The following is a 26,005-nucleotide window of genomic DNA, read 5'->3' as shown; positions in this document are numbered from 1 at the left end:
GCCGGATTATAGACGGGAGGCCTCATCGGGCGAGAAGGATGGCTGGGGTATCGTGCAGCCCCACCGTGAGACATCAATTCGCAATAATCGTGTTGCGATAAGCTGAGTTTCTGCCGCCATCACCTCTCCCCGGAGCCACTATGACTCGGACTCGTCGTGCCATCGCCTGCTTAGATGCCGAAGTGCTCGCGACCCGGGACTTATCGCCTGCCTTTCGTCGCATCACGTTCGGCGGGCCGGGCCTTGACCGATTCGGTCTTACCGAAGATGTCCTTGACCTGCGGATCAAGCTGGTGGTTCCCACTCTTCAGGCCGCGCCGCAGACCCAACGCTTTGACCTGCCTGCCTTCATCGATTCATTCGACGGCGAGGACTTTTCTTGGTATCAGCCCTGGTTGCGCCTCCCCGAAACCGACCGTGGCGTCATGCGCACCTACACCGTCCGTACGTGGCGGCCCGGGCCAGGAGGCGTCGGAGGCGAAATTGACGTCGACGTGGTCATGCACACTGACGCTGACGGGCGAGGAGGCCCAGCTGCGGCGTGGGCGGCTGAGGCGCGCCCCGGCGACACCATTTTCATTCTGGGTCCCGACTACACCGCCGAGGGAGAGTGTTCCGCCATTGAATTCAGGCCCGGTTCAGCTGAGCAGATCTTGCTGGCAGGAGACGAAACCGCGGTCCCGGCCATGGGCTCGATCCTCAGTTCTTTACCGGAGACAGCTCGCGGCGCCGCTTTACTGGAAGTGCCGACTTCCCAGGACATCCTCGACGATGTGCGCTGTGCCAGCCCGCATATGGATATCGTGTGGCTTCCGCGCGATGGCGCGCGACTGGGGGAGCGACTAGACCAGGCGGTACGTGACCTTGCCTCTGCGTCCGTAAGTTCTCACCGCATCGACGACGCGGTGTTTGACGGAGATCGCACACGCCGCAGTGACCGTCGTCATGACGGTGACCGCTGTGAGCGCAGTGACTGTCGTCATAACGGTGGCCGCGCTGGTCATGACGGTGACCGCGCTGGTCATGACGAGGTCGATACCGATGACCCGCTGCTGTGGGATGTGCCCCGCAATGCAGACTCCGTCGTGCCGCGGGGTTCAGCTGTCGGTGATGCCTGCGCGACGTCAGATCTGTACGCCTGGATTGCGGGAGAGTCAGGTGTGGTTAAAGGGATACGCCGGTATCTCGTCCGCGACCTCGGGATAGATCGTCGCCAAGTGGCGTTTATGGGGTACTGGTGTCGCGGCCGGGCGCTCAGCTGACGCCAGCGTCCGCCTAAGTCAGCCGTCCACCTGTCACAGCCTTTTACCCGACCCAGGCATTCAGTTAGCAATGGGTGACCGCCTGACTCGGGCGTCCGCCTAATAGCAACGGACGTCCGCCTGACTCGGGAGGTCATCTGACCCAGCAGGTCATCTGACCCGCGCACTCGGCTACTGCGAGCTTCGAGCCGATGTGGCGCCTGGCCCGAGCACAGGCCAGCGCACACCGGGCGCCGACCCTTAATCGTGAAGACGCCAATCGACCGGCGAAGCGCCCTGCTGTCCGAGCAATTCGTTGACCCGGGAAAACGGACGCGACCCGAAGAAACCGCGGGACGCCGACAGCGGACTCGGATGGGCCGAAGCCACACAGGGGACATTCCCGAGCCACGGGGTGAGCGACTGCGCATCGCGGCCCCAGAGCACTGCAACTAGCTGACCGCCCCGAGCTACCAGCGCCTTAATGGCACATTCGGTCACTGTTTCCCAGCCTTTACCGCGGTGGGAGCCCGGAGTGCCCGCTTGCACCGACAGCACCCTGTTGAGCAGCAACACCCCCTGGTCCGCCCAGGCTGATAAATCCCCATGAGGGGCGGGAGTGATGTCCAGGTCGGAAGACAGTTCCGCGTAAATATTGGTCAGCGAGCGCGGCAAAGGCCGAACATCGCGCTCGACTGAAAACGACAACCCCACGGCGTGTCCGGGCGTGGGGTACGGATCTTGCCCCACGATCAGCACCTTTACCTCGGACATCGGGCGGGTAAAAGCCCTCAAAACGCGATCGCCGGCGGGAAGATATCGCCGGCCTGCACGGCTTTCGACGCGCAAGAACTCTCCGAGCTCATGAATCAGGTTCTCCACCGGGGCGAGGGCGTGAGCCCAGTCGGGGGCGATGATCTCTGCCAAAGGACGCGACATGCCCTTAGTGTTTCAGATCCTCGGTGAGTATTCGGCTTGTCAAAGATGATGGGCGGCTTGTCTGGCTGAACGGTCCTGCAGTAAACCCGCAGTGGACTACCCTTTTTCTCATGTCCCCTGCCATCGACTCGGGCGGTCCCAACAGCCAAGCAGACCATGCTCTGACTGATCTGGAACGCCGCATCCTCGAACTCGAAGCGCAGACATTCCGATACGCCGGAGCGAAGGAACGACGCATCCGTGAGGACTTGGGATTGAGCCCGACTGTCTACCTGATCCGGCTCAATCGTCTGCTGGATAACCCGGCTGCGCTCGCCGCTGCACCGGCTCTGATCAACCGTCTGCGTGCTCGCCGGATCAGCAGTCGCACGGCATCCTCTGCGCAATAGCGACCATCATCCCCACGGTGAGGGGACTGAATAGCCGTCTAAAACCAGATTTATGGTCGAACTAAGGTGTGCATAGGAGGCTAGATAGCTCAGATTCGGGGCGTCTGCTCTGCTTTCCTCTGCTGACCCGCTTTAATGGAAGCGTGGCTGATTCCGACTACCCGCACCCGCCCGACGAGTTTGACTTTGAGGCGCAGCAGACACGACACCAAGGCGCACACCGCGCTGAGGAGCCATTTTGGCGCCGGAACCTGGTCTACCTCATCGTCGGTGCGGTCGCGCTAATCGCTGTCCTTGCCCTCGTGATTTCTCTGATCGTCACGGGCGGGGGTGTCGGAGACAAAGGATCGCAGCCATCGGCGGAACCCACGGCAGCCGGTCCAAGTGGATCGCCGACACACAATCCGCAGCCACCCGCTGCCGTGGATAAGACGCTGAAGGTCCGGGTGCTCAACGGCAGTGGTATCAGCGGTTTGGCGGGCGACTGGAAGCGGTCTTTGCAACGCAGCGGTTGGACCAATGTCGGGACGGGCAACTCCGCTAATCGGCAGCAGGATCCGATCGTGTTCTACAAAAATGAGGCGAACCGAGGAGCAGCTGAAGCCCTGGCTCAGGAAGTTGGGGCGGGACAGCCGCAGCAATCCTCCGACTACGAATCTCCGATCACGTTCATTGCCACGCGTGAACCGGGGAACTGACCGCATATGGTTGCTCCCCAGGGTCCACGTGAGGGTCCGCTCAACTCATCTGACCGGGCATCGACGACGAGCCGCGCGCCCAGAGGTGCCCGGGTATCCGCCACTGACCGCATGCCTTCTGACCGTCTAGTCGCCGGCGTGTCCAATGGGCCTGCGTCGGGCAGAGGGGGTGCACGCACCCGTCCAGGTCGCCGTTCCCTGGTGACGGCGGGGATTGGGGTCGGGGCATGCGCCTTAGGGGCCGGTTCAACAGCCGTGGCGGGTGAGCAGTGGATGCGGCGTGAACTGCGGCGCAATGCGGCCCCTCCGCGCGATGAACGAACCGCTGATGAAATTGCCCCCGCGGTCTTGTTTCGGCGACAGGTGGCTGAACGCGTGATCGCTTTGACCTTCGACGATGGACCGGATCCTCGCTGGACTCCCCAGGTGCTGGACTTCCTGGGTCGTCACGGGGCGAGGGCCACATTTTTTGAGCTCGGTGAGTTTGCTGCGAAACATCCCGACCTGACTCGGGAGGTGATCGCCCACGGCCACGAGGTGGCGTTGCACGGGTATGACCACACCAATCTGGGCCCGGAACCGCTTGAGGTGGTGACCGACCAGGTTCGTCGTGGTCTGGATGCGTTGCGCGCTGCCGGAGCAGGTCCTGTTTTGTGGCGGCCCCCGTACGGAGGGTTGAGCGCCCCGGTCCTGTTTACTGCCGCCCGGGCCGGTCTTGATCTGGTGCTGTGGTCCCATCATGTCACCGGGGCTGAACCCGGGTGGTGTCGCGAGCAGGTGCAACGGCTGGCAACCCCTGGGTCCATTGTGCTGGCTCATGATGGGCGGGGTGATCCCACCGATGCGTTGATGCGTGAGCTCGACCGCCTCGTCGCTGAGATGACAGCGGATGGATGGCGTTTCGTCACGGTCAGCGAGCTGCACTCGCTCCCCGGGCAGTAGTCAATATTCCCTCGGCGAACTATTAGCACTCGCACCCGGTGAGTGCTTATGATGGGTTAGCACTCTCTGGTTGAGAGTGACAAAACTTGGCTGATCTGCGCCCAGCTGCGCAGCTCAGTCGAGGGATCACAAGTTAAGAACCAGGAGTGCAGTTCGGCCCGGTATACCCGAGGTCGACCACGAACTGTCCGAACCTGTGAGGGCCTGGTGTGGCCGTGACGTGAACGCCCGCACCTGTCCCGTCCGTCGCGGGCACAGGTGAGGAACAACAACACACACGGGAGATCAATCCATCATGGCCAAGATCATCTCTTTCCACGAGGAGGCCCGGCGCGGCCTTGAGCGAGGCATGAACTCGCTTGCGGACGCCGTCAAGGTCACCCTCGGCCCCAAGGGCCGTAACGTCGTGCTGGAGAAGAAGTGGGGAGCCCCCACCATCACCAACGACGGCGTCTCGATCGCTAAGGAGATCGAGCTCGAAGATCCGTACGAGAAAATCGGTGCGGAGCTCGTCAAAGAGGTCGCTAAGAAGACCGACGACATCGCGGGCGACGGCACCACCACCGCTACCGTGCTGGCTCAGGCCCTGGTGCGCGAAGGTCTGCGCAACGTGGCCGCTGGCACGAACCCGATCGCGCTCAAGCGCGGTATTGACAAGGCAGTTACCGCTGTCACCGATAAGCTCCTGGATCAGGCCGTTGAGGTTGAGACCAAAGAGCAGATCGCGAACACCGCAGCCATTTCCGCAGCTGATCCGGCCATTGGTGAGCTCATCGCCGAGGCGCTGGACAAGGTTGGCAAGGAAGGCGTCATCACCGTCGAGGAATCCAACACCATGGGCCTCGAGCTGGAGCTGACCGAGGGCATGCGTTTCGACAAGGGCTACATCTCGGGCTACTTCGTCACCGATGCGGAGCGTCAGGAGGTCGTCTTGGAGGATCCCTACATCCTCCTGGTGAACTCCAAGATCTCCACCCTGAAGGACCTTGTCCCGCTGCTGGAGAAGGTCATCAAGTCGAGCAAGCCGCTGGCGATCATCGCCGAGGACATCGAGGGTGAAGCTCTCGCCTTGCTCATCATGAACAAACTGCGTGGATCCTTCAAATCGGTCGCCGTGAAGGCTCCCGGATTCGGCGATCGTCGTAAGGCGATGCTGCAGGACATGGCGATCCTCACCGGTGGCCAGGTCATCTCCGAAGAGGTTGGTCTCAATCTGGAGAGCGCCGGTCTGGAAATGCTCGGCCAGGCACGCAAGGTTGTTGTCACCAAAGACGAAACCACCATCGTTGAGGGTGCGGGTGACGCCGACCAGATCGCCGGACGCGTCTCCCAGATCCGCAAGGAGATCGAGAACTCCGACTCCGATTACGACCGCGAGAAGCTTCAGGAGCGCCTGGCCAAGCTCGCTGGTGGCGTCGCCGTGATCAAGGCGGGTGCAGCCACTGAGGTTGAGCTGAAGGAGCGCAAGCACCGCATTGAAGATGCCGTGCGTAACGCCAAGGCTGCGGTTGAAGAAGGCATCGTCGCCGGTGGTGGCGTGGCTCTTCTGCAGGCAGGCAAAGAGGTATTCGGTTCGCTGTCGCTCGAGGGCGACGAGGCTACCGGTGCCAACATCGTGAAGGTTGCCATCGAGGCTCCGCTGAAGCAGATCGCTGTGAACGCTGGTCTCGAGGGCGGCGTCGTCGCGGAAAAGGTGAAGGGTCTGCCGGTTGGCGAGGGCCTGAACGCTGCGACCGGCGAGTACGAGAACCTGATCGGCGCTGGCATCATCGACCCGGTGAAGGTGACCCGTTCGGCTCTTCAGAACGCGGCTTCCATTGCGGGTCTGTTCCTGACCACCGAGGCTGTTGTCGCCGACAAGCCGGAGCCGCCGAAGCCGGCTGCCGGTGGCGAAGACATGGGCATGGGTGGAATGGGCGGCATGATGTGATCCAGCCTCAGGGCTGGTTCCATTCCACATAGCTGTTCCCATTCGCCACGCGGTCTAGCATCCGTGTGATCGCACCCGTCGGCTGCGGTCAACGCGGGTGCGGACCGCGGTGCCCAGTCATCCGGGGGAGTAACCCGCGATGGTGCACAGAAGCGAATAAGGCGCCCCGTCTCCTATGGGAGGCGGGGCGCCTTGCTATGGGTATGCGTTAGGCGGCTTCGACCGTGTCGAAGGTGCGCATCAGGTCAGTAACGGTTCCGACCCGTTGCCGCGCAATGGCGGTGCGATAGGCCGACAGCAGGGTGGCAGTTGCCAGTGACCACGACCGCTTCTCTGCATCCAGGCGGGCAGCAGCCCCCATCCGGTCGCGAATTCCCGGATTATCGAGGATCACTCCGAGGCGGGCAGCCATCTGGTGAGGGTCATGTGGATCAACTAGAAAACCTGTTTCGCCGTCACGAATCGTGTCGGGAATACCTCCGGCCCGGCACCCGACAACAGGCACACCCGAAGCCATCGACTCCAACGACACCAGTCCGAGTGTGTCGGTGCACGACGGGAACGCGAACACATCTGCGCTGGCGAATGCCGTAGCGAGTTCGATGCCGCTCATGTGACCGAGGAACGTGGCCGGAAGGTGAGCAAACCGATGCTTCAGCTGCGTTTCGTGCGGGCCGCTGCCCACGAACGCGATCCGGGCGTGCGGCAGCATCTCCATCGTGGTGATCAGCTGATCCAGCCCTTTTTCTTTAGATAGACGGCCAACAGACAACACCACAGGCCGATCAACGTCGCCATTGGTGAGCCGGGCCCGCATCTCCTGGCAGCGGCGCGTCGGGTGAAATAGGGCGGTGTCCACAGCACCGGGCCACAGACTGACCCGGTTAAGTCCCCCGGCGCGGGCTTCGTCAATGAGGGGCCGGGACGGGCACAGGTTGACGTCTGCGCTGTTGTGTAGACGTCGAAGCCAAGCGGTTGCCGCCGGGCGCAGGTACTTAAGCCCCAGGGCATCCATGTACCGGGGAATATCGGTGTGGTACGAGGCTACGATCGGGGTGTGACGGCGTCGGGCATACAAAACTCCGTAGGCAGCGAGCCATACCGGGCTGCATGCGTGCACGACGTCCGGCTGGAAACGCATGAACTCCCGAGAGATTGTCGGCCCCGGCATCCCGACCGAGATTTCTGGGTACCAGGGTCGGAATGGTAGCGCACGCACGCGCACCACTCGACATGAGCCGTAATGATCCGGACCTTTACCCGGGGCAAACACGAGAACTTCGTGGCCGGCAGCTGTCAGTTCATCAATAGTGTGCAACAGAGTTGTCACAACGCCGTCGACTTTGGGCAAGAAAACCTCTGTGAAGATGGCGATGCGCAACGGAGGCTGAGAACCCGGCGCGGTCTGTTCACTCATCAAATCACCATTCATTGTCACGGTCGCTACCCCCAGTATTGTCGCTATCTCCCTGCGGTGTCCGCATGACGTGAGATAAAGGGCCGCGTTTTTTATCACCTGCAGTGTGGCCACGGTGTGGCCCTCGGTGAAGTCCCTTGATACGGCTGAGCCTGGTTTTGCCGGTGTGCTCTGACCGCCGGGTGGGCATCGGCGGTTGAGCGCGCTCCGGGATATGGCTCAGCGTCGGCACCCCAACGGACTCCAGAAGTGACGCGAGTCGCTGCGCCACCGCGTCGAGGCTCCGGTCAGCGGCAATACCGCGACCGCGGGCCACCCGTGCCGCACGCTGATCAGGGGTAAGAGCAAAGATCGAACGGAGGGACTGCGCAGCCTGCGCCGCAATAGCCGGGTAATCGCTGGCATCGATTTTGTCCGTGGCGTCCGGGCTCAGCCAGCCCTCATAGACCGGGATGTCTCGTACGATCACCGGAGTTTCACACGCCAGCGCCTCCAGCACCACAATGCCTTCGGTCTCTTCCCGGGTGAGAAAACAAAATGCGTCGGCCCCACAAAAAGCATCGCGAATCTGGTCGGCGGGCACAAAGCCGGGGAATAGAACATTCGTCGGCGCGGTATCTATTGCGTGGGCGACATCCGGGGTGAGAACGGACCGGGGTGTCGAACCGAACCACACAAAGTGAACATCGGGCAGTTGGCGGGCAACCTCGACGAACTCGATAATGCCTTTGCGCGCAAAATAGTGACCAACGCTGACGACGACCCGATCATCACCCCTCAAGCCGTAGCGTTCGCGGAAACGCTGCCCGGCGGCGGGATCGGGTGCGAAAGTGTCGGTATCAATGCCGTTGGAGATCGCGGCCACGGGTCTGCGCACCCCGTACGCCGTCACCAGGCGCTTTGAATACTCGGTTGGGGTGAGCAGAAGGTCGGCCTGGGAATACACGAAGCGAATCCAGTGGCGAAACAACGGGGCGAGAAGGTCAGAGCCGCGAAACGAACCACGGAAATCTTCCTCGGTCGAGTGGGCGTGAACCACCACCGGACGACCTAGCCGTCGCGCAAGCCACCCGACCAGCACCGAATCCGGAAACACAGAGTTCAGGTGGACTGCATCGCAGCGCAGAGGTGACTCGGTGAGGCGAACCCCCAGACGGCGGTAGGTTTCGCGCTGGTGTTTGACCGCCACCCCAAGGCCGCTTGCATCTAGCAGCCGCAACAGACCCGTGTACTGACAGATCGTGACTGGATCAGACAGGTTCTGGTGGGTCTGTGCAGGGCAGTGACCGGCCGGTGCTGTCCGAGACTCGTGTGACGTTAAAGGAGACTGGCTGGACCCTGACGAGGCTCGACGGGAGGTTGCCGCGGAGCGCCGAGTTATCAGCCGACGCGAGAAGCTGGATGCACCGGTTAAGGATGCGCGCCTGCGCTTTCGTAGGTGCCGCGCTAGGTGTCGGCGCAGGAGGCTCATACGTGCACTCCCGGGATCATATTCATCAGGTAAATCAATCCGAAGCTGTACGCGAGGATTGACCACGGTTTCCCAAGCAAAATAATGAGCCAGTATGTTCGGGCCGACATTTTGGTTGTCCCGGCGAGATAGCACAGGAAGTCATCCGGGGCCACGGGCAACACAATCGCCACGGCGAACCAGCGGGTGAAATGGGGGTGCTCGGTCCAGCGTCGATAGCGAATAAAGAGCTTTTTAGGGAAGACTTTTAAGATCAGCGGAACCCCGTGCATACGCGCTAAATGGAAGACGTAGAGGGACCCGATACAGATTCCGAGATAGTTGTAGAGCGAACCGAGCGCCGGCCCAAACAGGATGGGACCAGCCACGATGCCGATGCCACCGGGTAACACCGGGAACACGATTTGCACCGCTTGCAGCAGGATGAACAGGATCGGCGCCCACCAACCGAGCTCAGCCATGGTCTGCTGCAGTTCCGGAACCGAAGAAAAGGCACCGCTGATGTACCCGTAAATCAACAGTGCGACCGACGCCGCCATCACAACCGGTGTGGACCAGCGAGCGATCTTCAAACCGATTGGCGTCGGAGTATTCGGATCAACCTCCAGCCCTTCATACAGCCAGGGACCATGCCACACGGCGGTGCTGCCGCCACCGCTGGGGGCTGCGCCAAAACGGGCCTGAGGGGTGCGCCAGGATAGAAGCCTGCCGGGCCGATATCGGCGGGGGAGGACACGCTGGATGAAGTTTTGGATAGCGCTTGATTGGGGTGCCACGTTGGATGGAAGTAGCCGCCCCGATGGCAGCGACCCAGACAGGTCTGACATATGTGCAGGCATCTCGTGGACAGGAACGGATGCCGTCTGGTGACCGGTCATACCATTATCCTCCCGGTTACGTTCCCGCTCTGCCAGGGGGCTGCCCCGACGTTACGGTGTGCACTGTCACCACGCCGGGTAGGCTGAAGACGCGAGAGAGCGTGCGGGTGGTTAAGGTCCATAGCCTCCATATCACCCCGCCGTGACCTGGCATGACAACATACTGCGGGCTACCCTTGTGCACCTCGTACCATCCTGTGGGTGGACATACCGACGAGGTACGCCAGTGACGAGACGACCGGTGGCCTAGCCTCAGGGAATGGCCGTTAGCTATCTATCATGGTCGTCGGGCTCGGAAAACTGCGGCAATGGCGATACCGGCGAACATGATCGTTACCCCACTGATCCCGATGGGGAGTGCGAGGTTCGGTGCGATCCAGGCGGCGACGATCATCGCTACTGCCGTGACCATCATGACGAGTGGAGCTACGGTGCGGTATGCGCGGCGCTGCGTAGCGCGGAGGCGGTGCTCGAATTCGTACCCAGTCACGGGTCGTGGTGTGATCATAGGAAACGCGAAACTGAGCACGAGGATAAACACACCGACCGCAGAAGCGATCAGCGAGGTGGTCGGGAGCTCTCCTGGTGTATAAAGGCCGACGATGACGACGTGCAGCGTGCCGAGAAGAACACTCATCCCGATTAAAATGAGTCCGAGCACCCGCGGGGTGGCCTTTTGACTGCTCGGCCCAGCAGTGCCAGGGTCTCCTAGAAGCTTTAGGTAACGCGCGTCGATCCGTGGGGCAAACCCCATGAAGATCGTCAGCAGAATTAGGGCCATCGGCATTGCTCCTGCTGATATCAAGCGCGGAACACTGCTCGTGCCATGGTTACCTGCGGCTTCGCGGGTGATGATACTCGGCGCCATTTCCGGCCACTGAACGAACGACCAGACGATCATGCTGGTGACAGTGAGACCAGCGATTGCATAGGCGAAGCCCGGAAGCCGGTTAGCGGCGGAGTCTTGTAACATTGTCGCTCCCATGGTGATACCTAAAGGCGTAGGGGCTCAGGTCGCTTTGGTCGAAGTGGCGAGCCGAACGATTGAGATGATCACCATGACAATCCCGCCGAGAGACACGAGGAAGCCTCCCGCAGTCCACCACCCGAATGGGCCAAAAATAAATCCGATATCGAAGGGCGGCGCCATAATCACATTCTTTTGAGTTCCGCAGGAGACCGTGTAAGTACCAGCTTTCTCAGCTGTAATACTCCCGAAGGACTCATAGCGGGTTCCGTTCGCGATGGTATTTAAGGCGCTGGCCGGCTGATATGAGACCGCCGCCTCGACCCCGTCACTTGCTTTTGCTGTGCATTCTCGGTAATTGGCAAATTCGAGTTCTGCAACTGGCACCAGGAGGAAGACCGACTCACCAGCATCGAGATCGATAGATGTCGACGGGGACAGCTGACTGTGTTTGGCGCTTCCGAATGCAGAGGGAACCAGCGAGATGGTTCCGATGAGCACTCCGAGACCAGGTCCGCATACGGTGAGGAAGGCACCGATGATGAGTGTCACGATGTATTTGGTGGCGATACCCGGAGTGCTGTCGGCACCGTGCGGCCGCGGTGGTCGATGCGAAAGGTCCATAATTAAATCCTTGCGAAGACGTCAGCAGAGCGCGTCCATCTTCCGATAGATGTTTTGCTGTAACTATCGGAATGTGCAATAGAGGACCTCTCGGCTTATTGCGTGTACCAGTCGGAAGCGACGGGTACCTCCCAGATTCCCGGAAGGTTTTGCTGGAAGGCCCATACGACGATCTGCACTCGGCCTCGGAGATCTAACTTCGTCGTGATCCGGTTCAAATGAGTCTTGACCGTGCCGACTTCGAGGTGCAGCTGGTCGGCTATCTCTTGATTGCTCATGCCTCTGGCGAGTGCCCGCACGATGTCCAGTTCTCGCGACGTCAGTAGGTCAGGTGAGCGCAGCACATCGAGTGCTTTGGGCCGCTGTCGGCGTGCGAACTCGGTAATTACTCGGCGAGTGACTGAAGGTGAGACGAGCCCGTCGCCGCGGGCAGCGGCACGCACCGCCCATGCGAGCGCATCAGGATCAGCGTCTTTGAGGAGAAATCCTGCTGCTCCGCTTTCAAGCGCGCCGAAAATGTACTCGTCAAGGTCGAAAGTGGTGACGATGATGACGGCGATTGGATCAGCCACCCCGGGGCCGGTTAGCTCGCGGGTCGCGGTAATGCCATCTCCTCCGGGCATGCGGATGTCCATAAGGACTACATCCGCGTTGAGGTCTCGCGCCTTGCGCACGGCTTCCAATCCAGAGGAGGCTTCTCCCACGACTTCGATGTCCGGCTCGTCTCGGAGGAAGAGTTTGAAGCCGCTGCGAATGACGAGCTGGTCATCGGCAATGAGAACGCGAATCATCGGACTTCTGTTCTTTCTCTCGTAGGAATGACCGCTTTGGTGCTCCATCCGCCGCCCTCGGTTGGGCCCGCGTCAAATCGCCCGCCAAGAATCTGGACGCGTTCCCGCATTCCGGTGAGTCCGAAACCTCCATCGACAACGCCGGTTTCGCGGTCCGGCTCGTGGGCTGGCCGGCTGTTTTCGATCTCAACCTCTACCCGGTCTTCGTGATTCTGGATATAGATCGATACGCTGGCTCCGGATGCGTGTTTTTGCACATTTGAGAGTGACTCTTGCACAACCCGGTAACAGGCAAGTGAAACGGCTGGAGAGAGTTTGCTCAGGTTGCCGTCCACGCTGAATTTGACAATGGTGTTGAGACGACGGATCGATTCGACGAGCTCGCCGATGTCCTCGATCATCGGTTGGGGCGACAGCTCTTGGTCCTCGTCTTTTCTAAGAATTCCGACGATCTGGCGGAGGCTGGTGAGGGTGTCTTGGCTCTGGTCTCGGATGCCGCGCAACAACTCACCGACTGTGTCAGGCTCAGACGGATGAACGTGAAGCGCGGCTCTGCTCTGGACCGCTATTCCTGAAAGATGGTGCGCAGCGACATCATGGAGCTCGCGTGCCATAGTGGCGCGTTCACGGGCAACCGCTTCACGAACCCGGGCCTCGCTTTCTCTCCGGATCAGTGCTGTGCGCTCTACGGCGAGTTCGGTTCTTCTGCGTTGCAACGCCACCCATGCTCCCAGGAATGAGCAGATCGTATACTTCACGGCCACGTTGATGACAATGGCGGAGCCGAGCCAGAGTGTTCTCGTCAGCTCATCCGTTCCGGCGAGGGCTGGAATTTGGGTTGCCATATCCATCACCGCAGCCTGGAGGGCCACATCGATCATTGCGGCGAAGAGCAGGGTGCTGACCGAGATTCTCGCGCCCGTGTTGGCGGCGAGGAAGAAAATGGCGATCCACAGGGTAGGTCCGGCTGCGAGACTCCTGTTCCCAAGCACTACCGTGAGGGCGATAGATAGGAGGTAGATGATGCAAAAAGTCAGAAATGGCCGTCGCTGCCGCCAATGGAGCATTGCTGCTTGAGCGATGATCAACAGCAGCGCAATGGTCACCCAGTTTCCGCTTGCGGCCCACGGTTGTTCGGTGAGACGTGCGATCGCGAGATTGATGAGGTAGGACGTAATGCTGAGTATCGCGGAGATTCCGATAAGTAACGTCTCGCGCACCGCGGGTCGAGAGATCCAGGAGTGGCGCTGCGGGTTGCCTATCTTACGTCGATCTGCATCGTGATTTCCTCTGGTCGTCATACCGTTATCCATCGGCTTCGGCCAGCCACCAGTGTCCGGAAGACATCGTCGACGACCTGGCGGTTTCGGCACGCCTTGGATGGGCTTTGTGCCTTCAGTAACGCTTCCATGCCATAACCATGCCCTCTGTGATCAGGGCAGCGCGTCTATCTGAAGTAATAACTGGGGGCTGATCGTTGAGCTAGAAAACTGCCCGGCGTCGGCCATGCTCTCGACAATGAACGGGAGGTGATGAGAATTCCGCGCTGCCGGAATGCTTCTGGGCTCTGGCGACCGCGGTCGGTTAGCTCGCTGCGGAAGATAGCCGGTGCAGTCGCTGTTGCGTATCGCGCAGTTCGGCTTGCTTCGCGCTCAGATAGCTGGCGATGGAGTCCAGCTCGGCTCGGAGCTGAGGGCACATCTCAAGCTCGGTGCCGTGATCTTCCATGGCTATAGCGCGACGCCCGATGATCACTGGTTCGGATGGCTGGCCGGCCAGCTTGAAGCTGACGGTATTCACACTCTGGTCCCGGCTTTGCCGAATCCATCCGATCCCGACCCCACTCAGTGGGCCGACAGTGTGCGAGAGGTGCTCGGCGAACCGGATGACCGCACGATCGTGGTTGCGCACAGCCTCGGCTGCTTAGCCGTCATGCGCTACCTGAGTGCGCTTCCCGGAGTGTGGCGGCTCGGCACGTTGGTGCTGGTCGCCGGGTTCACCGACCGGCTTCCTGCCCTGCCAGAATTGGACGCCTTCATCGGTGACGGGTGCGATGTATCGGGTCTCGCCAAGCATATTGGGCATCTCGCGGTGATCCGCTCCGACGATGATCCGCTGGTCCCTCCGGCATTGACTGATCATGTGGCTCGCCAGTTCGGCACGTCGGCCCGAATCGTCCCGGGGGCTGGACACTTTCTCGCCGCCGATGGCATCACGAAGCTGCCCTCTGTGCGCGACGCGATCACGTGGTGAGCGCGTGGCGACGGCGCATCGTCAGCTAACGGGGGCCGATTTTCATCTGTCAGGGCGCCTCCGGGGTAACGGTGCCCGCTGATGGATCAAGCCAAGATTGATGCCGCACCTGGTGCTCGCTTGGCTGCGCTCGCCGGGGCAACTTTTGTCTATGTCACCTTCGAGGTATTCCCGGTCGGTCTGATTCAAGACATTGCACGGAGCGTGAATGTTTCGACGGGGCAGGCTGGGCTACTTGTGAGCGGTTATGCCGTCGTCGCTGCTTTGGGCACCATTCCGACCGTGGCCTTGGCCTCGCGGGTTTCCCGCAGAACCGCGCTCGTGGCATCTCTGGTGTGCCTGGTTATCGCGGAAATCATCACGATTGTCTCAACGACGTTCGTCATGCTGGCTATTAGCCGTTTCAGCGCCGCGATCAGCCATGGAGTGCTTTGGTCGCTGGTCGACCCTGCTGCGGCAGATCTGGTGCCGCGTGAGCGGGTGGGTACGGCGACTGCGGTCGTGTTCGGTGGATCTTCTCTTGCGCTCATTCTCGGCAGCCCTGGCACTACCTTCATCGGCGAATTGATGGGCTGGCGGGCAACCGCGGGTGTGTTGATGATCGCGACGGTACTCGTGACGTTCGCGGTGTTATGGGCGGTGCGCACTCCCCGCGCGGAGGGCGATACAACTCATCTCGCATCCGAGGCCGCAAGCCGGCTCGGCGCGTCACGAAGTCGGCAGGGGGTGGCAAAACAGGGGCCTGCATCGGTAACCCGGCAGCTGAAATCAATGGCCTGGCGGGCGATACTCACCCTGTGCGGAATCTCGGTTCTGCTGGTCACGGCACACTTCATCACCTACACATACGTGGCCGTTCTCATCACCGAGACCATCGGCAGTGCGAGTGCCGTCATCGGTATCCTGACACTGTTCGGTATCACTGGAGCTATCGGAACGTTCTTCATTGGCCGCATCATCGACCTCGGGGCGCGCCGCGCTGAAATAGTCACCATGGTGACTTTTGTTAGCGGACTTAGTCTGCTCGCTTTCACTGCGCTGCCTGCGTCGCACCTTGTGAGAAGCATCAGCATGGTTGTTGCCGTGTCGTTTTGGGGGTTGGCATTTGCCGCGAGCGGTCCAGTTTTTCAGACCGGGGTCATGCACATAGCTGAGGGCGATGCCGACCGCGCGTCTGCCGTGTACGTCACCAGCGTGCAAATCGGTATCGCTAGCGGTTCAGCGCTCGGCGCTGTCATCGTCGGAGCTTCGTTCGTGTGGCTTCCCGTGGTCTCCGCAACCATCGCTTTGGGTGTGTTGGCGTTGGTTCTCGTGTTCAGGCCGACGTCCACAGCGCGGATAACGCGCGCGTAGAGACGGGAACCGACCCAGCTTTTCCGCCCGCGCGGGAGACGGGTGAGGTTCCCGAGCCCGGCGATGTCATCCCCGTGTGTCACGATGGTGGCCATGACGATTACTGCTGCCGCCGACGGATCCGCACTCGGCAATCCGGGGCCTGCCGGGTGGGCCTGGTACATCGACGAGAACACCTGGCATGCCGGAGGGTGGGCACACGGCACCAACAATATGGGGGAGTTAAAGGCTGTTCTAGATCTGCTTGAATCTACGGCCTCTCGCGCCGACGAACACCTGCTGATCTTGTGTGACAGCCAATACGTGATTAATTCCGTGACCAAGTGGATGCCAGGATGGAAACGGAAGGGGTGGAAAAAGAAAGACGGTAAACCAGTTCTCAACGTTGATCTCCTCAAGAGCATTGATACGGCGTTAGAGGGGCGCAGCGTCGAGTTTGAATGGGTAAAGGGGCACGCCGGGCATGACCTCAACGAGGCTGCCGATCAGCGTGCGCGGGCGGTTGCGACGGCCTTCAGTAAAGGGGTTTCGGCTCCGACGGGTCCCGGTTTCACCAGAGATGCCGCGTTAGAGGAACGCCCGGTCGAGACGTCGCCGGTTCCCTCAGGTGTCACCGCGAATACGGACGCCAATGGCGATGCTGACATGGACGAACTGCAACTGGACCTGTTTTCGGCGTTTGCTGATTTCGAGTCCTCCGCGCTCGATACCGATGAGCAGGACGTTTTGCGGTTGGAACGCTCGCTTTTGACCGAGACTGTTCATACAGATCGCACCCGCATGGAAGAACTGCTGCACCCGGAATTCGAGAGTATCGGGTCCTTGGGGCAACGCACAGATCGGGTGGCCATCCTGGCCGGTGCCGACGGCAAGATGCCCAATCACATTGAAGGATGGGATCCTGAACTGTCAGCTACTGATTTTCGTGCGGTGTTAGTTGCACCGCGTGCCATTTTGGTGACGTACCAAACTGAGTCTGAGCATGGAATCGTGATGCGCTCATCCCTGTGGATTCGCGAACTTAGCCACGACGGCGAAGGTCCTTGGCTGCTGAGATTCCGCCAGGGAACCATTGTGTCGTGAGTGAAGCATCGTTGACTTGTTGTCGCGGCGTCATCGAGCTCTGAGCGCAGCGCCCTTGAGTCGCGGGTATTGTCTTATAACCTCGCCATTATTCAGGCCATTATTGAGGAGACGCCTTCATGACGACTTCCCCTCCAGTAACTTCAGACGACCAAGATGCACGCCAACAACCCTTAGGGCTAAAAGCGTCCGGCTCTCTACCCGCCGGTCAACCACAAAGCGCCGTAGCTATGCACAAGGGGGATCTACAACACGCTAGGGGCTCGGAGTGCGCGGCGGATGTGCAACGCGGAGCGGCACCCAAGCGTGCGATGGCCCCAGACCTCGCCCGCGGGATCGCGCTGCTTGGAATTGTGGTCGCTAACAGCGTGGTGTACCTCAGCGGGTCACCGACGTCGATCTTGATGAAGCCGATTGACGCGTCGCTTGCCGATCGCGTCACGAACGTGCTCACGGCGCTCTTTATCGACAACCGAGGAATCATGCTGTTTGCATGCCTTTTCGGGTACGGGATCGGGGTGTTATATCGCCGTTCGCTTGCGCGAGGGGAAACCACCCGCGAATGGGTCTACACCATGTTTCGGCGCTATGCCGTCCTCTTTGCGATAGGTGCGGCGCACGGTATTTTCATGTTCGCTGGGGACATCCTCACCGCGTACGCGATTATCGGGTTTGTCGTCACGCTATTGGCCCCACTGTCTAGATCGCTTGTGGTTTTGGTGATGGCGCTGCATATTCCCGGGTTGATTCTTTTTGGCGCGCTCGACGCCGCGGGTACCTATTTCACCGGAGCTGCTGGCACCCCGTTTAGTTCAGCGACGGCCCCGGACTATTTCACGGCCACTCTCGCCCGCCTCATCGAATGGGGTCTGGTTACTGTGACCACGATTCCACTATCGACGGGCCTACTTGTGCCGATGCTGATCGGTCTGTTGATGGCACGGTCGAAGCTTTTGGAAGAGCCGCACAAGCATCTGCGTCTGCTCCGTGTTTTCCTCTACGCGGGTACGGGGTTTTCGGTGCTCGGTGCTATTCCGGCGGCGATGATCCTGGCCCAGGAAAGTCCCGGACACCTTACTGGGCACTGGGTTGTGCTGGTGGCGACTACCTCGGTTCACCAGCTCACCGGACTCGCCGGGGGGATCGGTTTTGCGGCGGCTTGTGCGCTGATTGCCTATCGGGCGACGACCTGGCCGGTTGTGCGCACCGTGTTGACTCCGGCGATTGCGCTGGGGTCGATGTCTCTGAGCGGATATCTGGCTCAGACGATTGTGTCCTTCATTGTCTTTCCCCAATTCACCGTCGGGCTGGGAAGTCAGGTCGGCTCATGCGAAGCGGCGTTGATCGGGGTCGCTACCTGGGTTGGCACGATGTGCGTGGCGTGGTTCCTGTATAAGCGTGGACGCCGCGGACCCTTTGAGGTTCTTCAGCGCCGTTTGATGTACGGGCGGCGCCGTCCTGGGTTAGCTGCGAGCTGAAACGTGCAGTGCCCCACCCGATACAGCTTGGGGCGGGGCGACAATACTGTGCGTGAGTGTTGTGTTCGACCCGGCGACCTGGCCTCGGTATGGCACCGAATGGGGTCATGTCGTCTCGGACACCTCGCTCGCGGAGTTGCACGAGGTTGCCTCCCGTGCGGGGCTGCACCCGCGAAGCTTTGACCTCGACCATTATGACTATCCGCGCTGTGCAACGCGGGCGCTGCTCCAGGCCGGAGCGCAGCCGGTGGACTCGCATATTTTGGTGCGAGCACTGATCGGCAGCGGCCTTCGGATTCCTGCGCGCATGCGGGAGGCGGCTCGGTGTCGCCGCACCCGAGAAGCTGCCGCTGATCTGGGAATTAGCGCCCCGGACGATCTCATCTGCGGGATGCGTGGACACACCGTCGATCTTCCTGCCCGCCCCGGTGCATTCCGGATCACCCGCAATCTCGGTCGGTACGGGATGGGGCTTGTAGCGGCGCGAACTGTGCCGCGGGATGGATACGACCTTCGGGTTCATACTCGAATCGAGGCTCATGACGAGCTCGGTCGTGAGCGGGCCGCATCGTTTCTCGCTCGTGTTGATCGGGTTGTGGCCTCTGCGCGCAGGGGTCGAGCTGTGATGTCGGGCCGTGGTAATCAGGCTGTGGACACGGGGTGCATTGATCAGACTGGGGCGTTTGCCCTCGCGCTCGTGGACGGGGCTGTGGCTGTCGGGCGCTGGGATACAGATCCTGCACAGGGGCTGCGTCGGCAGTGGATTGGGCAGGTCACTGACTGAAACTAGACGGTGCTTACCGTGTCGGCGAGAAACTAGGATTCGGTGGGAGCTGTACCGCTGCGTTGTGAGCATGTGGGCTCGCTCGGAGCGGTAACATCGGGCACGGGCTCATCCGCATGCTCATCGGGTGCGGCGCGCAGTTCGACACGGAAGGTGGCGCCCCCGCCCGTGGTTTCGTGAATGGATACCCGACCGCCATGCTGTTCGACGATGGTTGCCACGATGGATAAACCGAGGCCCGCTCCACCTCCCTGGGTGGGCTTGCGCTGACGCGATGAGTCCATGCGGTAAAACCGCTCGAAAACCCGCTCCCGCTGTTCCGGGCTGATTCCGGAACCGTGATCGCGCACTTCAAAGGCGATAACGCCGGGCCGGAGAGTGCCGATTGCCAGTTCCACGGGGGAACCCTTCGGGGTGTGTCGGTTGGCGTTGCCCACCAGGTTTAGGATGACCTGGCGCAGTGCCGGTTCGTCGCCGAGCACCGTGACTGGAACATGCGGGGAGACGGTGAGTGGTGTGCCCGCCAGTGAGCACACCATGACTGTGCGGGCTGGGTCCAGAGCTCTTAGATCCTGGGCGGCGTCGAAGAGTGCACCGGTGAGGTCAACTGGTTTGAGATCGACGTGCGGGTTTTCATCGAGCCGGGCTAGACGCAAAAGATTTTCGACCAGTGAGCCCATGCGCTGGGCTTCGTCTTCGATGCGCCGCATCGCGGAGGCGACGTCGTCGTCTTTCGTGAGCGCACCCATACGATACAGTTCGCCGAATCCGCGGATAGCGGCTAGGGGTGTGCGCAGCTCATGGGAGGCATCGGCGACAAAGCGGCGCATGCGCGCTTCGGAGGCGGTGGCTTTGTTCTCGGAAATTGCCTGCGCTTCAAATGAGCGTTCAATGTGCATCAGCATCTCGTTGAGAGAGATTCCGAGCTGGTGCACTTCATAGGACGAATCGGTGACGGGGACGCGTTTAGATAGTTCTCCGGCGGCGATCTGGCTGGCGGTGAGTTCGACGTCGCGCAGCGGAGCTAGTGCCCGGTGGGCAAGGAACCCGCCGGTGCACATGCCCACCAGTACGACGAGGCTGCCCACGATCATCACTACGATGCCCATTTCGTGCATGGTCCGGTCCACGCTGCGCAGCGGCAGGGCGACGAGCACGGAGTCCCCGTCGGGGACATTACTGGCAACGGCCATCACTCGCCACCGGGTGTCGTTGGAGTCAACGATGGTGAATTGCCTGCCGTTAAGGGCGAGCACCTGAGCCCGGGTGAGTGGTGGGAACTTGACCGGAACGTTTTCCTGAGGGGCGTGGGTGTACCTCCCCTCGGATTCGCCCGCCGTATTTTGATACTCCACGACGAAATCGATAGGGGAGAACGAGATCAGTTCGGACGGTTGCCGTTCATCGTTGGCCCGCGCCACCATCGGGGTGATTGCGCGTTCTAGGTCCCGGTCGACACTTTGGATGAGGGTGCGCTGCAGCAGAAACAGAGACGCGATCCCCGTGATCAGCGTGCCTGCGATGAGCACAAAGGCAACGAGCGCGACAAAGCGTGTCCACAGTGAAACGGGACGGGACGAATCGAAGAACCTAGGACGCACGGCGGATGGGGACGCGGGTGGGCGTCTGCGTTAGCGGCTCTCAGCAGGGCGCAGCACGTAGCCGATGCCCCGCTTGGTGTGGATCATAGGCGGGCCGACGATGTCGATCTTTCGACGCAGATAAGAAATGTAGGACTCCACGATGCCGACCTCTCCTGACCAGTCGTAATCCCATACATGGTCGAGGATTTGGTTCTTGGATACAACCCGTCCGGAGTTCAGCATCAGGTAGCGCAGCAGTTTGAACTCGGTGGGGGACAGTTCGATGGGGGAGTCGGCTCTGGTGACTTCGTGGGAATCTTCGTCGAGGCGAAGGTCGCCGACGATCAGTGCGCTGTCTGAGGCGTCCTGTCCTTGGATGCTGGTGCGGCGCAGCACGGCGCGGATGCGTGCGACGACTTCTTCGAGGCTAAATGGTTTGGTGACGTAGTCGTCTCCACCGACGGTTAGGCCTGCCACCTTGTCTTTTGTGTCGTCCCGGGCGGTCAGGAATAGGATCGGGAAGTGTTCGCCTCGGTCGCGCAGTCGACGGGTGACGGTGAATCCGTCCATGTCTGGCAGCATGACGTCGAGGACGATCAGGTCAGGGGTGTTTTCGGTGGCCTGACGGATCGCTTCGTTGCCATTGGATGCGGTAAAGACCTCGAATCCGGCGAAGCGCAGAGACGTCGCCAGTAGGTCACGGATGTTGGGCTCGTCGTCGACGACGAGAAGCCGTGCCTCGTATTCCTGATCGGTGCTCATGCAACGATTTTCCGGGACAATCTTGTGATTTTCCTGAGTGTCGGGTGAGCATACTTTGATAGCATCTCGGCTGGCTGGATCCGAGGCTGCGCGAGGACACCCCCGCACAGACACGCACCCCGCATCACGCTCACTCGAAAGCGCGTTTCGCTTTAGCTTGCTGTTTCTCCAGTCGCCGGATGCGCATCGCCATCTGCAACATACGCACCGACCCCACCAGCGCCATCACCAGAGCGCCCGCAATCGCCGCGAGCAGCATCGCGACCCCGAGCGGCAGCGAGAACTGCGCCGAGAAGTACGTGAACTGAGTCGACGCACTGTTTTGGATGATGAAGACCAGCAGCAAAACCAAGATGACCGCGCCGATAATCAGTGAAATCCAGACGGCAGCTGTTTTACCTCCGCCCTGATGATCAGCCGATTCCGGCGAGGCCTTAACCTTCGGGGCCGGGGCCGGGGCCGCTGTGGAACGGCGAGCAGAGGTAGGGCTCGGCTCAGCGGTGGGCTGAGGGTTCGAGGTTGCCGGAATGTCAGCGGGAGGAACGGGATCAGGGGTGGTCATGGCAAGGCCTTTCACATCTCGGATATCTCATCGCGGCAGCGGCCACCGAGACGGGCCGCATTGGATCACCTCGAGCGGGATACCCCTCACTTTAGTCGCCCCAGGGCCTCATTGTCGCTGGTCCAGGCCCAGCTGGGGAGAGCCTAGATAGGGGAAATTCAAAAGGGAGCCGAAAAGCGGAGCCCTATGCATTGGGGATGTCATCGGCATCCACAATCCGATACGCATACCCCTGCTCCGCTAAGAAACGCTGACGGTGCGCGGCAAAATCCTGATCCTGCGTATCCTGCGTGACCAAAGTGTAGAAATGAGCTGCCCGACCATCCCCCTTGGGCCGCAAAATACGACCGAGACGCTGAGCCTCCTCCTGACGCGACCCAAAGGTCCCAGAAACCTGAATCGCCACGCCCGCTTCCGGAAGATCGATGGAAAAGTTCGCCACCTTCGAGACCACTAAACGAGTGATCTCCCCGCTGCGGAACGCCTCGAATAGTCGCTCGCGTTCGGACACCCTGGTTCGACCTGTCACGAGGTCAGCCCCGAGCGCCGCGGCGATTTCTTCCAGCTGATCCAAGTACTGCCCGATCACCAGCACTCGATCCTTCGCATGACGAGCAACCAGGGCCTTGACCACGGGAACCTTTGCCGCATGCGTGGCCCCCAGGCGGTAGCGATCCTCAGCCTCCGCCATCGCATACGCCAGCCGGTCCGCATCCGGGAGGGTGATCCTCACCTCGGTGCAATCCGCAGGCGCAATGTATCCCTGGGTCTCCAGATCCTTCCACGGGGCGTCGTACCGCTTCGGCCCGATCAGTGAAAACACCTCACCCTCGCGGCCATCCTCGCGCACCAAAGTCGCCGTCAGCCCCAGACGGCGTCGAGCCTGTAAATCAGCGGTCATGCGGAACACAGGCGCCGGAAGCAGATGAACTTCGTCGTATACGATCAGGCCCCAATCGCGAGCGCTCATCAGCTCCAAATGGGGATGCACTCCACCCCGTTTCGAGGTGAGGACCTGATAGGTAGCAATGGTGACCGGGCGGATCTGTTTGGTGGTACCGGAGTACTCACCGATCTCGTCCTCGGTGAGCGAGGTGCGCCGCACCAGCTCAGACTTCCACTGCCGCGCTGCCACCGTCCCCGTCACCAAAATCAGTGTGGTGCGTTCAATCCGGGTCATGGCTCCGGCACCGACCACTGTTTTGCCGGCCCCGCAGGGTAAAACCACCACACCGGAGCCGCCATGGGCGAAAGCGTCAATTGCTTCGCGCTGATATGAACGCAACGACCATCCGTCCTCCACCAGCGCCATCGGATGTGCCTCGCCGTCCACGTATCCGGCGAGATCTTCAGCGGGCCACCCCAGCTTTAACAACGCTTGTTTAAGGTTCCCTCGCTCCGAGGGATGCACCAGTACGGTGGCCTCATCCAGCCGAGCACCGAGCATGCCCTGTACTCGTTTAGCGCGCAGCACCTCCTCCAACACAGCCCGGTCTAAAGCGTGCAGCACTAGGCCGTGTGCAGGATCGGCCTGCAATTGGAGACGCCCGAAACGGTCCATAATCGCCGCCACATCCACGAGCAGCGAATGTGGAACCGGGTAGCGGGAGTGTTCCACCAGGGCAGACACCACGGTTTCCGCGTCGTACCCAGCAGCGCGGGCGTTCCACAGTCCAAGATCTGTCACCCGATAGGTGTGCACATGTTCGGGTGCGCGCTCTAACTCAGCGAAAGGGGCGATGGCGAAACGGGCGGCTTCCGAATCTGGATGGGCAACTTCCAGGAGTAAAGATTTATCGCTTTGAACAATGAGTGCTCCGCCGCTCACGCTGCTACCGCCTATACCGCCGTTATTCACGCCATTGCCATCCATTGCTGTATCCGATCTCGCCCCCGCCGATTCTATCTGCGCGCATGCCGGAGCCCGCAGACACTGCTCAGCGCCGGTATCACCGCCGTTGCGCACGCCATGCTGTGCAACAGCAGTGATTCACGTGCCCTGGGTATACCACCGGTTAGTGCTTCACCTGTCCTATGTGCGGTGACGGTGCCTCACATCCGCTGTGCAACAGTGCCGTGCATGCGAACTGCGGTCCCGCATTCGACCAGGAATCAGGTTCCGTTCGTTTCGCATGACTAAACTCTTGCCCATTGAGCCCGGTCGATCCCGTAGCCCGGTGGTAACTCGCCGCGATACGGGCCTTGCAGGGTATACACGACCGCGCGCCGTTCCCGCACCAGCACAAGGAGCATCTATATGGCTAGCTTTGAACCCTCGCCCGCGAACGTCGCCGATATCGGCGTGACCGGAATGGCGGTGATGGGATCCAACCTCGCGCGCAACCTCGCTCACAAAGGTTTTAACGTCGCGATCCACAACCGCAGCGTGGCCAAAACCGAGAAAGTGATGGATGAGCATGGGGATGAAGGTTCGTTTTACCCCTCGGAGTCCATGGATGACTTCGTCGCGTCCCTGCAAAAACCTCGGGTGGCGATCATTATGGTCAAAGCCGGACGTGCAACCGACGCAGTGATTGATGAGCTCGCCTCCCGGATGGAACCGGGTGACATCATCGTGGACTGCGGGAATGCGCTGTTTACCGATACTCTCAGGCGTGAGGCGGCCCTGCGCGAGAAGGGGCTGCACTTTGTGGGGGCTGGAGTTTCCGGCGGTGAAGAAGGCGCGTTGAACGGGCCGTCGATCATGCCGGGTGGCACCCCCGAATCGTATGACCGGCTCGGGCCCATGTTTGAGAAGATTTCGGCCCATGTGGACGGGGAACCCTGCTGCACGTATGTGGGGGCCGATGGCGCTGGACACTTCGTCAAAATGGTCCACAACGGCATCGAATATGCCGACATGCAGGTGATCTCCGAGGCATATGACCTCATGCACCGCGCGCTCGGCATGAGCGCCCAGGAGATTGGCGACGTGTTCGCTGAATGGAATCGGGGACCACTGGAGTCTTACCTGGTGGAGATCACCGCCGAGGTGTTGCGCCACGTCGATGCAAAGACGGGCGAGGCGTTTGTGGATATCATCCTCGACCAGGCTGGACAAAAGGGCACGGGAACCTGGACCGTGCAGACCGCGCTGGACCTTGGGGTTCCGGTGACCGGTATTGCCGAGGCAACCTTTGCCCGTTCTGTCTCCGGTTCTGTGCCTCAGCGTGAGGCTGCCCGCGCTAGCCTGCCCGCGCTCGCCGAGACGGTCGAGATCGCTGACCGCGACGCGTTCATTGAAGATCTGCGTCAGGCGCTCTACGCATCCAAGTTAGTGGCCTACTCGCAGGGCTTCGACGAGATCAATGCTGCGGCCGCGCAGTATGGGTGGAACATCGACCGCGGTGCGATGGCTCGAATCTGGCGCGGTGGCTGCATTATCCGGGCTCGGTTCCTCAATCGGATCACCGAGGCGTACCAGCGGCGCAGCGATCTTCCGTTGCTGCTGTCGGACGAATACTTCACTGAGGAAATGCGCAAGGTGGTGCCGGCGTGGCGGCGCATCGTGGCCTTCGCGGCAACCTCGGGGTACCCGGCCCCGGTGTTCTCCTCGACGCTTTCGTACTACGACGCTATCCGTGCCGAACGACTCCCAGCCGCTTTGGTGCAGGCGCAGCGCGACTTCTTCGGTGCGCATACCTATAAGCGCGTTGACGCTCCCGGCACCTTTCACACTTTGTGGTCGGAGGACCGTCAGGAAGTTGAGTCGGAGGGATCCTCGCACTGACTCTTAGCTGACGCGGGCTGGTTACTGACGTGGGCCGGCATCCTCATTGAGGATGCCGGCCCACGTGCGCTACTGAGGGTTGATGGCGATGCCGACACCGGATTGGGTCAGGTGTTAGCTGTGAAGTTGC

General features: G+C 60.9%; 23 protein-coding genes. 11 read left to right on the top strand and 12 right to left on the bottom strand.

The annotated features are described in order from the left end of the window. Positions 1 to 140: 140 nt before the first annotated feature. Positions 141 to 1,262: a siderophore-interacting protein gene (locus BN1724_RS07735; protein WP_058234890.1), complete on the top strand. Its 1,122-nt coding sequence runs from the start codon at positions 141 to 143 to the stop codon at positions 1,260 to 1,262. 240 nt (positions 1,263 to 1,502) lie between these two features. On the opposite strand, the gene BN1724_RS07730 is transcribed toward BN1724_RS07735, so the two are convergent. After that, positions 1,503 to 2,180, bottom strand: a complete 678-nt coding sequence (locus BN1724_RS07730; protein ID WP_058234889.1) for a uracil-DNA glycosylase — start codon at positions 2,178 to 2,180, stop codon at positions 1,503 to 1,505. A 110-nt stretch (positions 2,181 to 2,290) separates the two neighbouring features. Here BN1724_RS07730 and BN1724_RS07725 point away from each other — a divergent pair, with 110 nt between their 5' ends. The 4 genes from BN1724_RS07725 to groL all read left to right on the top strand — a co-directional run bounded on the left by BN1724_RS07725 (position 2,291) and on the right by groL (position 6,139). After that, positions 2,291 to 2,569, top strand: a complete 279-nt coding sequence (locus BN1724_RS07725) for a DUF3263 domain-containing protein (RefSeq protein WP_058235871.1) — start codon at positions 2,291 to 2,293, stop codon at positions 2,567 to 2,569. Positions 2,570 to 2,712: 143 nt separating this feature from the next. After that, positions 2,713 to 3,267: a LytR C-terminal domain-containing protein gene (locus BN1724_RS07720; RefSeq protein WP_058234888.1), complete on the top strand. Its 555-nt coding sequence runs from the start codon at positions 2,713 to 2,715 to the stop codon at positions 3,265 to 3,267. Between the two features lie 111 nt (positions 3,268 to 3,378). Further along, on the top strand, positions 3,379 to 4,209 hold the full coding sequence (locus tag BN1724_RS07715) for a polysaccharide deacetylase family protein (RefSeq protein ID WP_197671772.1): 831 nt from the start codon (positions 3,379 to 3,381) through the stop codon (positions 4,207 to 4,209). A gap of 295 nt (positions 4,210 to 4,504) precedes the next feature. Continuing rightward, the gene (gene groL / locus BN1724_RS07710; protein WP_058234886.1) at positions 4,505 to 6,139 is read left to right on the top strand and encodes a chaperonin GroEL; all 1,635 of its coding nucleotides are present in this window, start codon (positions 4,505 to 4,507) and stop codon (positions 6,137 to 6,139) included. Between the two features lie 208 nt (positions 6,140 to 6,347). On the opposite strand, the gene BN1724_RS07705 is transcribed toward groL, so the two are convergent. From BN1724_RS07705 to BN1724_RS07675, 7 genes are all read right to left on the bottom strand, one after another. After that, entirely contained in the window at positions 6,348 to 7,556 is a 1,209-nt protein-coding gene (locus BN1724_RS07705; RefSeq protein ID WP_231928199.1) for a glycosyltransferase family 4 protein, read from the bottom strand. Between the two features lie 4 nt (positions 7,557 to 7,560). Next, positions 7,561 to 9,027: a glycosyltransferase family 4 protein gene (locus BN1724_RS07700; RefSeq protein WP_084252869.1), complete on the bottom strand. Its 1,467-nt coding sequence runs from the start codon at positions 9,025 to 9,027 to the stop codon at positions 7,561 to 7,563. Next, a complete protein-coding gene (locus tag BN1724_RS13195) occupies positions 9,024 to 9,905 on the bottom strand; it encodes a TVP38/TMEM64 family protein (protein WP_197671771.1) in 882 nt (293 codons plus the stop codon). Before BN1724_RS13195 ends, BN1724_RS07700 begins: the two co-directional genes overlap by 4 nt. Before the next feature lie 277 nt (positions 9,906 to 10,182). Continuing rightward, positions 10,183 to 10,890 (bottom strand): hypothetical protein, encoded by a 708-nt coding sequence (locus BN1724_RS07690; RefSeq protein ID WP_157085816.1) that lies wholly within the window; start codon positions 10,888 to 10,890, stop codon positions 10,183 to 10,185. Positions 10,891 to 10,914: 24 nt separating this feature from the next. Then, positions 10,915 to 11,496 carry a hypothetical protein gene (locus BN1724_RS07685; protein ID WP_058234884.1) on the bottom strand — a complete coding sequence of 194 codons (582 nt, stop codon included), beginning with the start codon at positions 11,494 to 11,496 and terminating at the stop codon, positions 10,915 to 10,917. Between the two features lie 95 nt (positions 11,497 to 11,591). Beyond that, on the bottom strand, positions 11,592 to 12,287 hold the full coding sequence (locus BN1724_RS07680) for a response regulator (RefSeq protein WP_058234883.1): 696 nt from the start codon (positions 12,285 to 12,287) through the stop codon (positions 11,592 to 11,594). Beyond that, positions 12,284 to 13,588, bottom strand: a complete 1,305-nt coding sequence (locus tag BN1724_RS07675; protein ID WP_058234882.1) for a sensor histidine kinase — start codon at positions 13,586 to 13,588, stop codon at positions 12,284 to 12,286. The genes BN1724_RS07680 and BN1724_RS07675 overlap by 4 nt, the downstream gene beginning before the upstream one ends. 307 nt (positions 13,589 to 13,895) lie before the next feature. On the opposite strand from BN1724_RS07675, the gene BN1724_RS07670 reads away from it, so the two are divergent. The 5 genes from BN1724_RS07670 (at position 13,896) to BN1724_RS12625 (ending at position 19,238) form a co-directional block, all read left to right on the top strand. After that, positions 13,896 to 14,540 (top strand): RBBP9/YdeN family alpha/beta hydrolase, encoded by a 645-nt coding sequence (locus tag BN1724_RS07670; RefSeq protein ID WP_231928198.1) that lies wholly within the window; start codon positions 13,896 to 13,898, stop codon positions 14,538 to 14,540. A gap of 81 nt (positions 14,541 to 14,621) precedes the next feature. After that, entirely contained in the window at positions 14,622 to 15,893 is a 1,272-nt protein-coding gene (locus tag BN1724_RS07665) for an MFS transporter (protein ID WP_058234881.1), read from the top strand. A 93-nt stretch (positions 15,894 to 15,986) separates the two neighbouring features. Continuing rightward, a complete protein-coding gene (locus BN1724_RS07660) occupies positions 15,987 to 16,976 on the top strand; it encodes an RNase H family protein (protein ID WP_058235867.1) in 990 nt (329 codons plus the stop codon). A gap of 119 nt (positions 16,977 to 17,095) precedes the next feature. Next, complete coding sequence (locus tag BN1724_RS07655; protein ID WP_084252867.1) at positions 17,096 to 18,454, top strand: DUF418 domain-containing protein; 1,359 nt, start codon at positions 17,096 to 17,098, stop codon at positions 18,452 to 18,454. A gap of 52 nt (positions 18,455 to 18,506) precedes the next feature. Then, positions 18,507 to 19,238 (top strand): DUF4031 domain-containing protein, encoded by a 732-nt coding sequence (locus tag BN1724_RS12625; RefSeq protein ID WP_084252866.1) that lies wholly within the window; start codon positions 18,507 to 18,509, stop codon positions 19,236 to 19,238. 32 nt (positions 19,239 to 19,270) lie between these two features. Here BN1724_RS12625 and BN1724_RS07645 read toward each other — a convergent pair whose 3' ends face one another. From BN1724_RS07645 to BN1724_RS07630, 4 genes are all read right to left on the bottom strand, one after another. Further along, positions 19,271 to 20,839: a sensor histidine kinase gene (locus BN1724_RS07645; protein ID WP_231928197.1), complete on the bottom strand. Its 1,569-nt coding sequence runs from the start codon at positions 20,837 to 20,839 to the stop codon at positions 19,271 to 19,273. A 30-nt stretch (positions 20,840 to 20,869) separates the two neighbouring features. Then, the gene (locus BN1724_RS07640; protein WP_058234879.1) at positions 20,870 to 21,583 is read right to left on the bottom strand and encodes a response regulator transcription factor; all 714 of its coding nucleotides are present in this window, start codon (positions 21,581 to 21,583) and stop codon (positions 20,870 to 20,872) included. Between the two features lie 130 nt (positions 21,584 to 21,713). Continuing rightward, positions 21,714 to 22,145 (bottom strand): LapA family protein, encoded by a 432-nt coding sequence (locus BN1724_RS07635; RefSeq protein WP_058235865.1) that lies wholly within the window; start codon positions 22,143 to 22,145, stop codon positions 21,714 to 21,716. 184 nt (positions 22,146 to 22,329) lie between these two features. Beyond that, a complete protein-coding gene (locus BN1724_RS07630) occupies positions 22,330 to 23,973 on the bottom strand; it encodes a DNA repair helicase XPB (RefSeq protein WP_058235864.1) in 1,644 nt (547 codons plus the stop codon). Between the two features lie 429 nt (positions 23,974 to 24,402). Here BN1724_RS07630 and gndA point away from each other — a divergent pair, with 429 nt between their 5' ends. Then, positions 24,403 to 25,875, top strand: coding sequence for an NADP-dependent phosphogluconate dehydrogenase (gene gndA / locus BN1724_RS07625; RefSeq protein WP_058234878.1), 1,473 nt, complete (start codon positions 24,403 to 24,405; stop codon positions 25,873 to 25,875). Positions 25,876 to 26,005 lie beyond the last annotated feature (130 nt).

The sequence above is a fragment of the Devriesea agamarum genome (genome assembly GCF_900070355.1).
Lineage (GTDB): Bacteria > Actinomycetota > Actinomycetes > Actinomycetales > Dermabacteraceae > Devriesea > Devriesea agamarum.
Note: the sequence above shows the minus strand (reverse complement) of the source record. Positions and strands in the feature narration are given on the sequence as shown.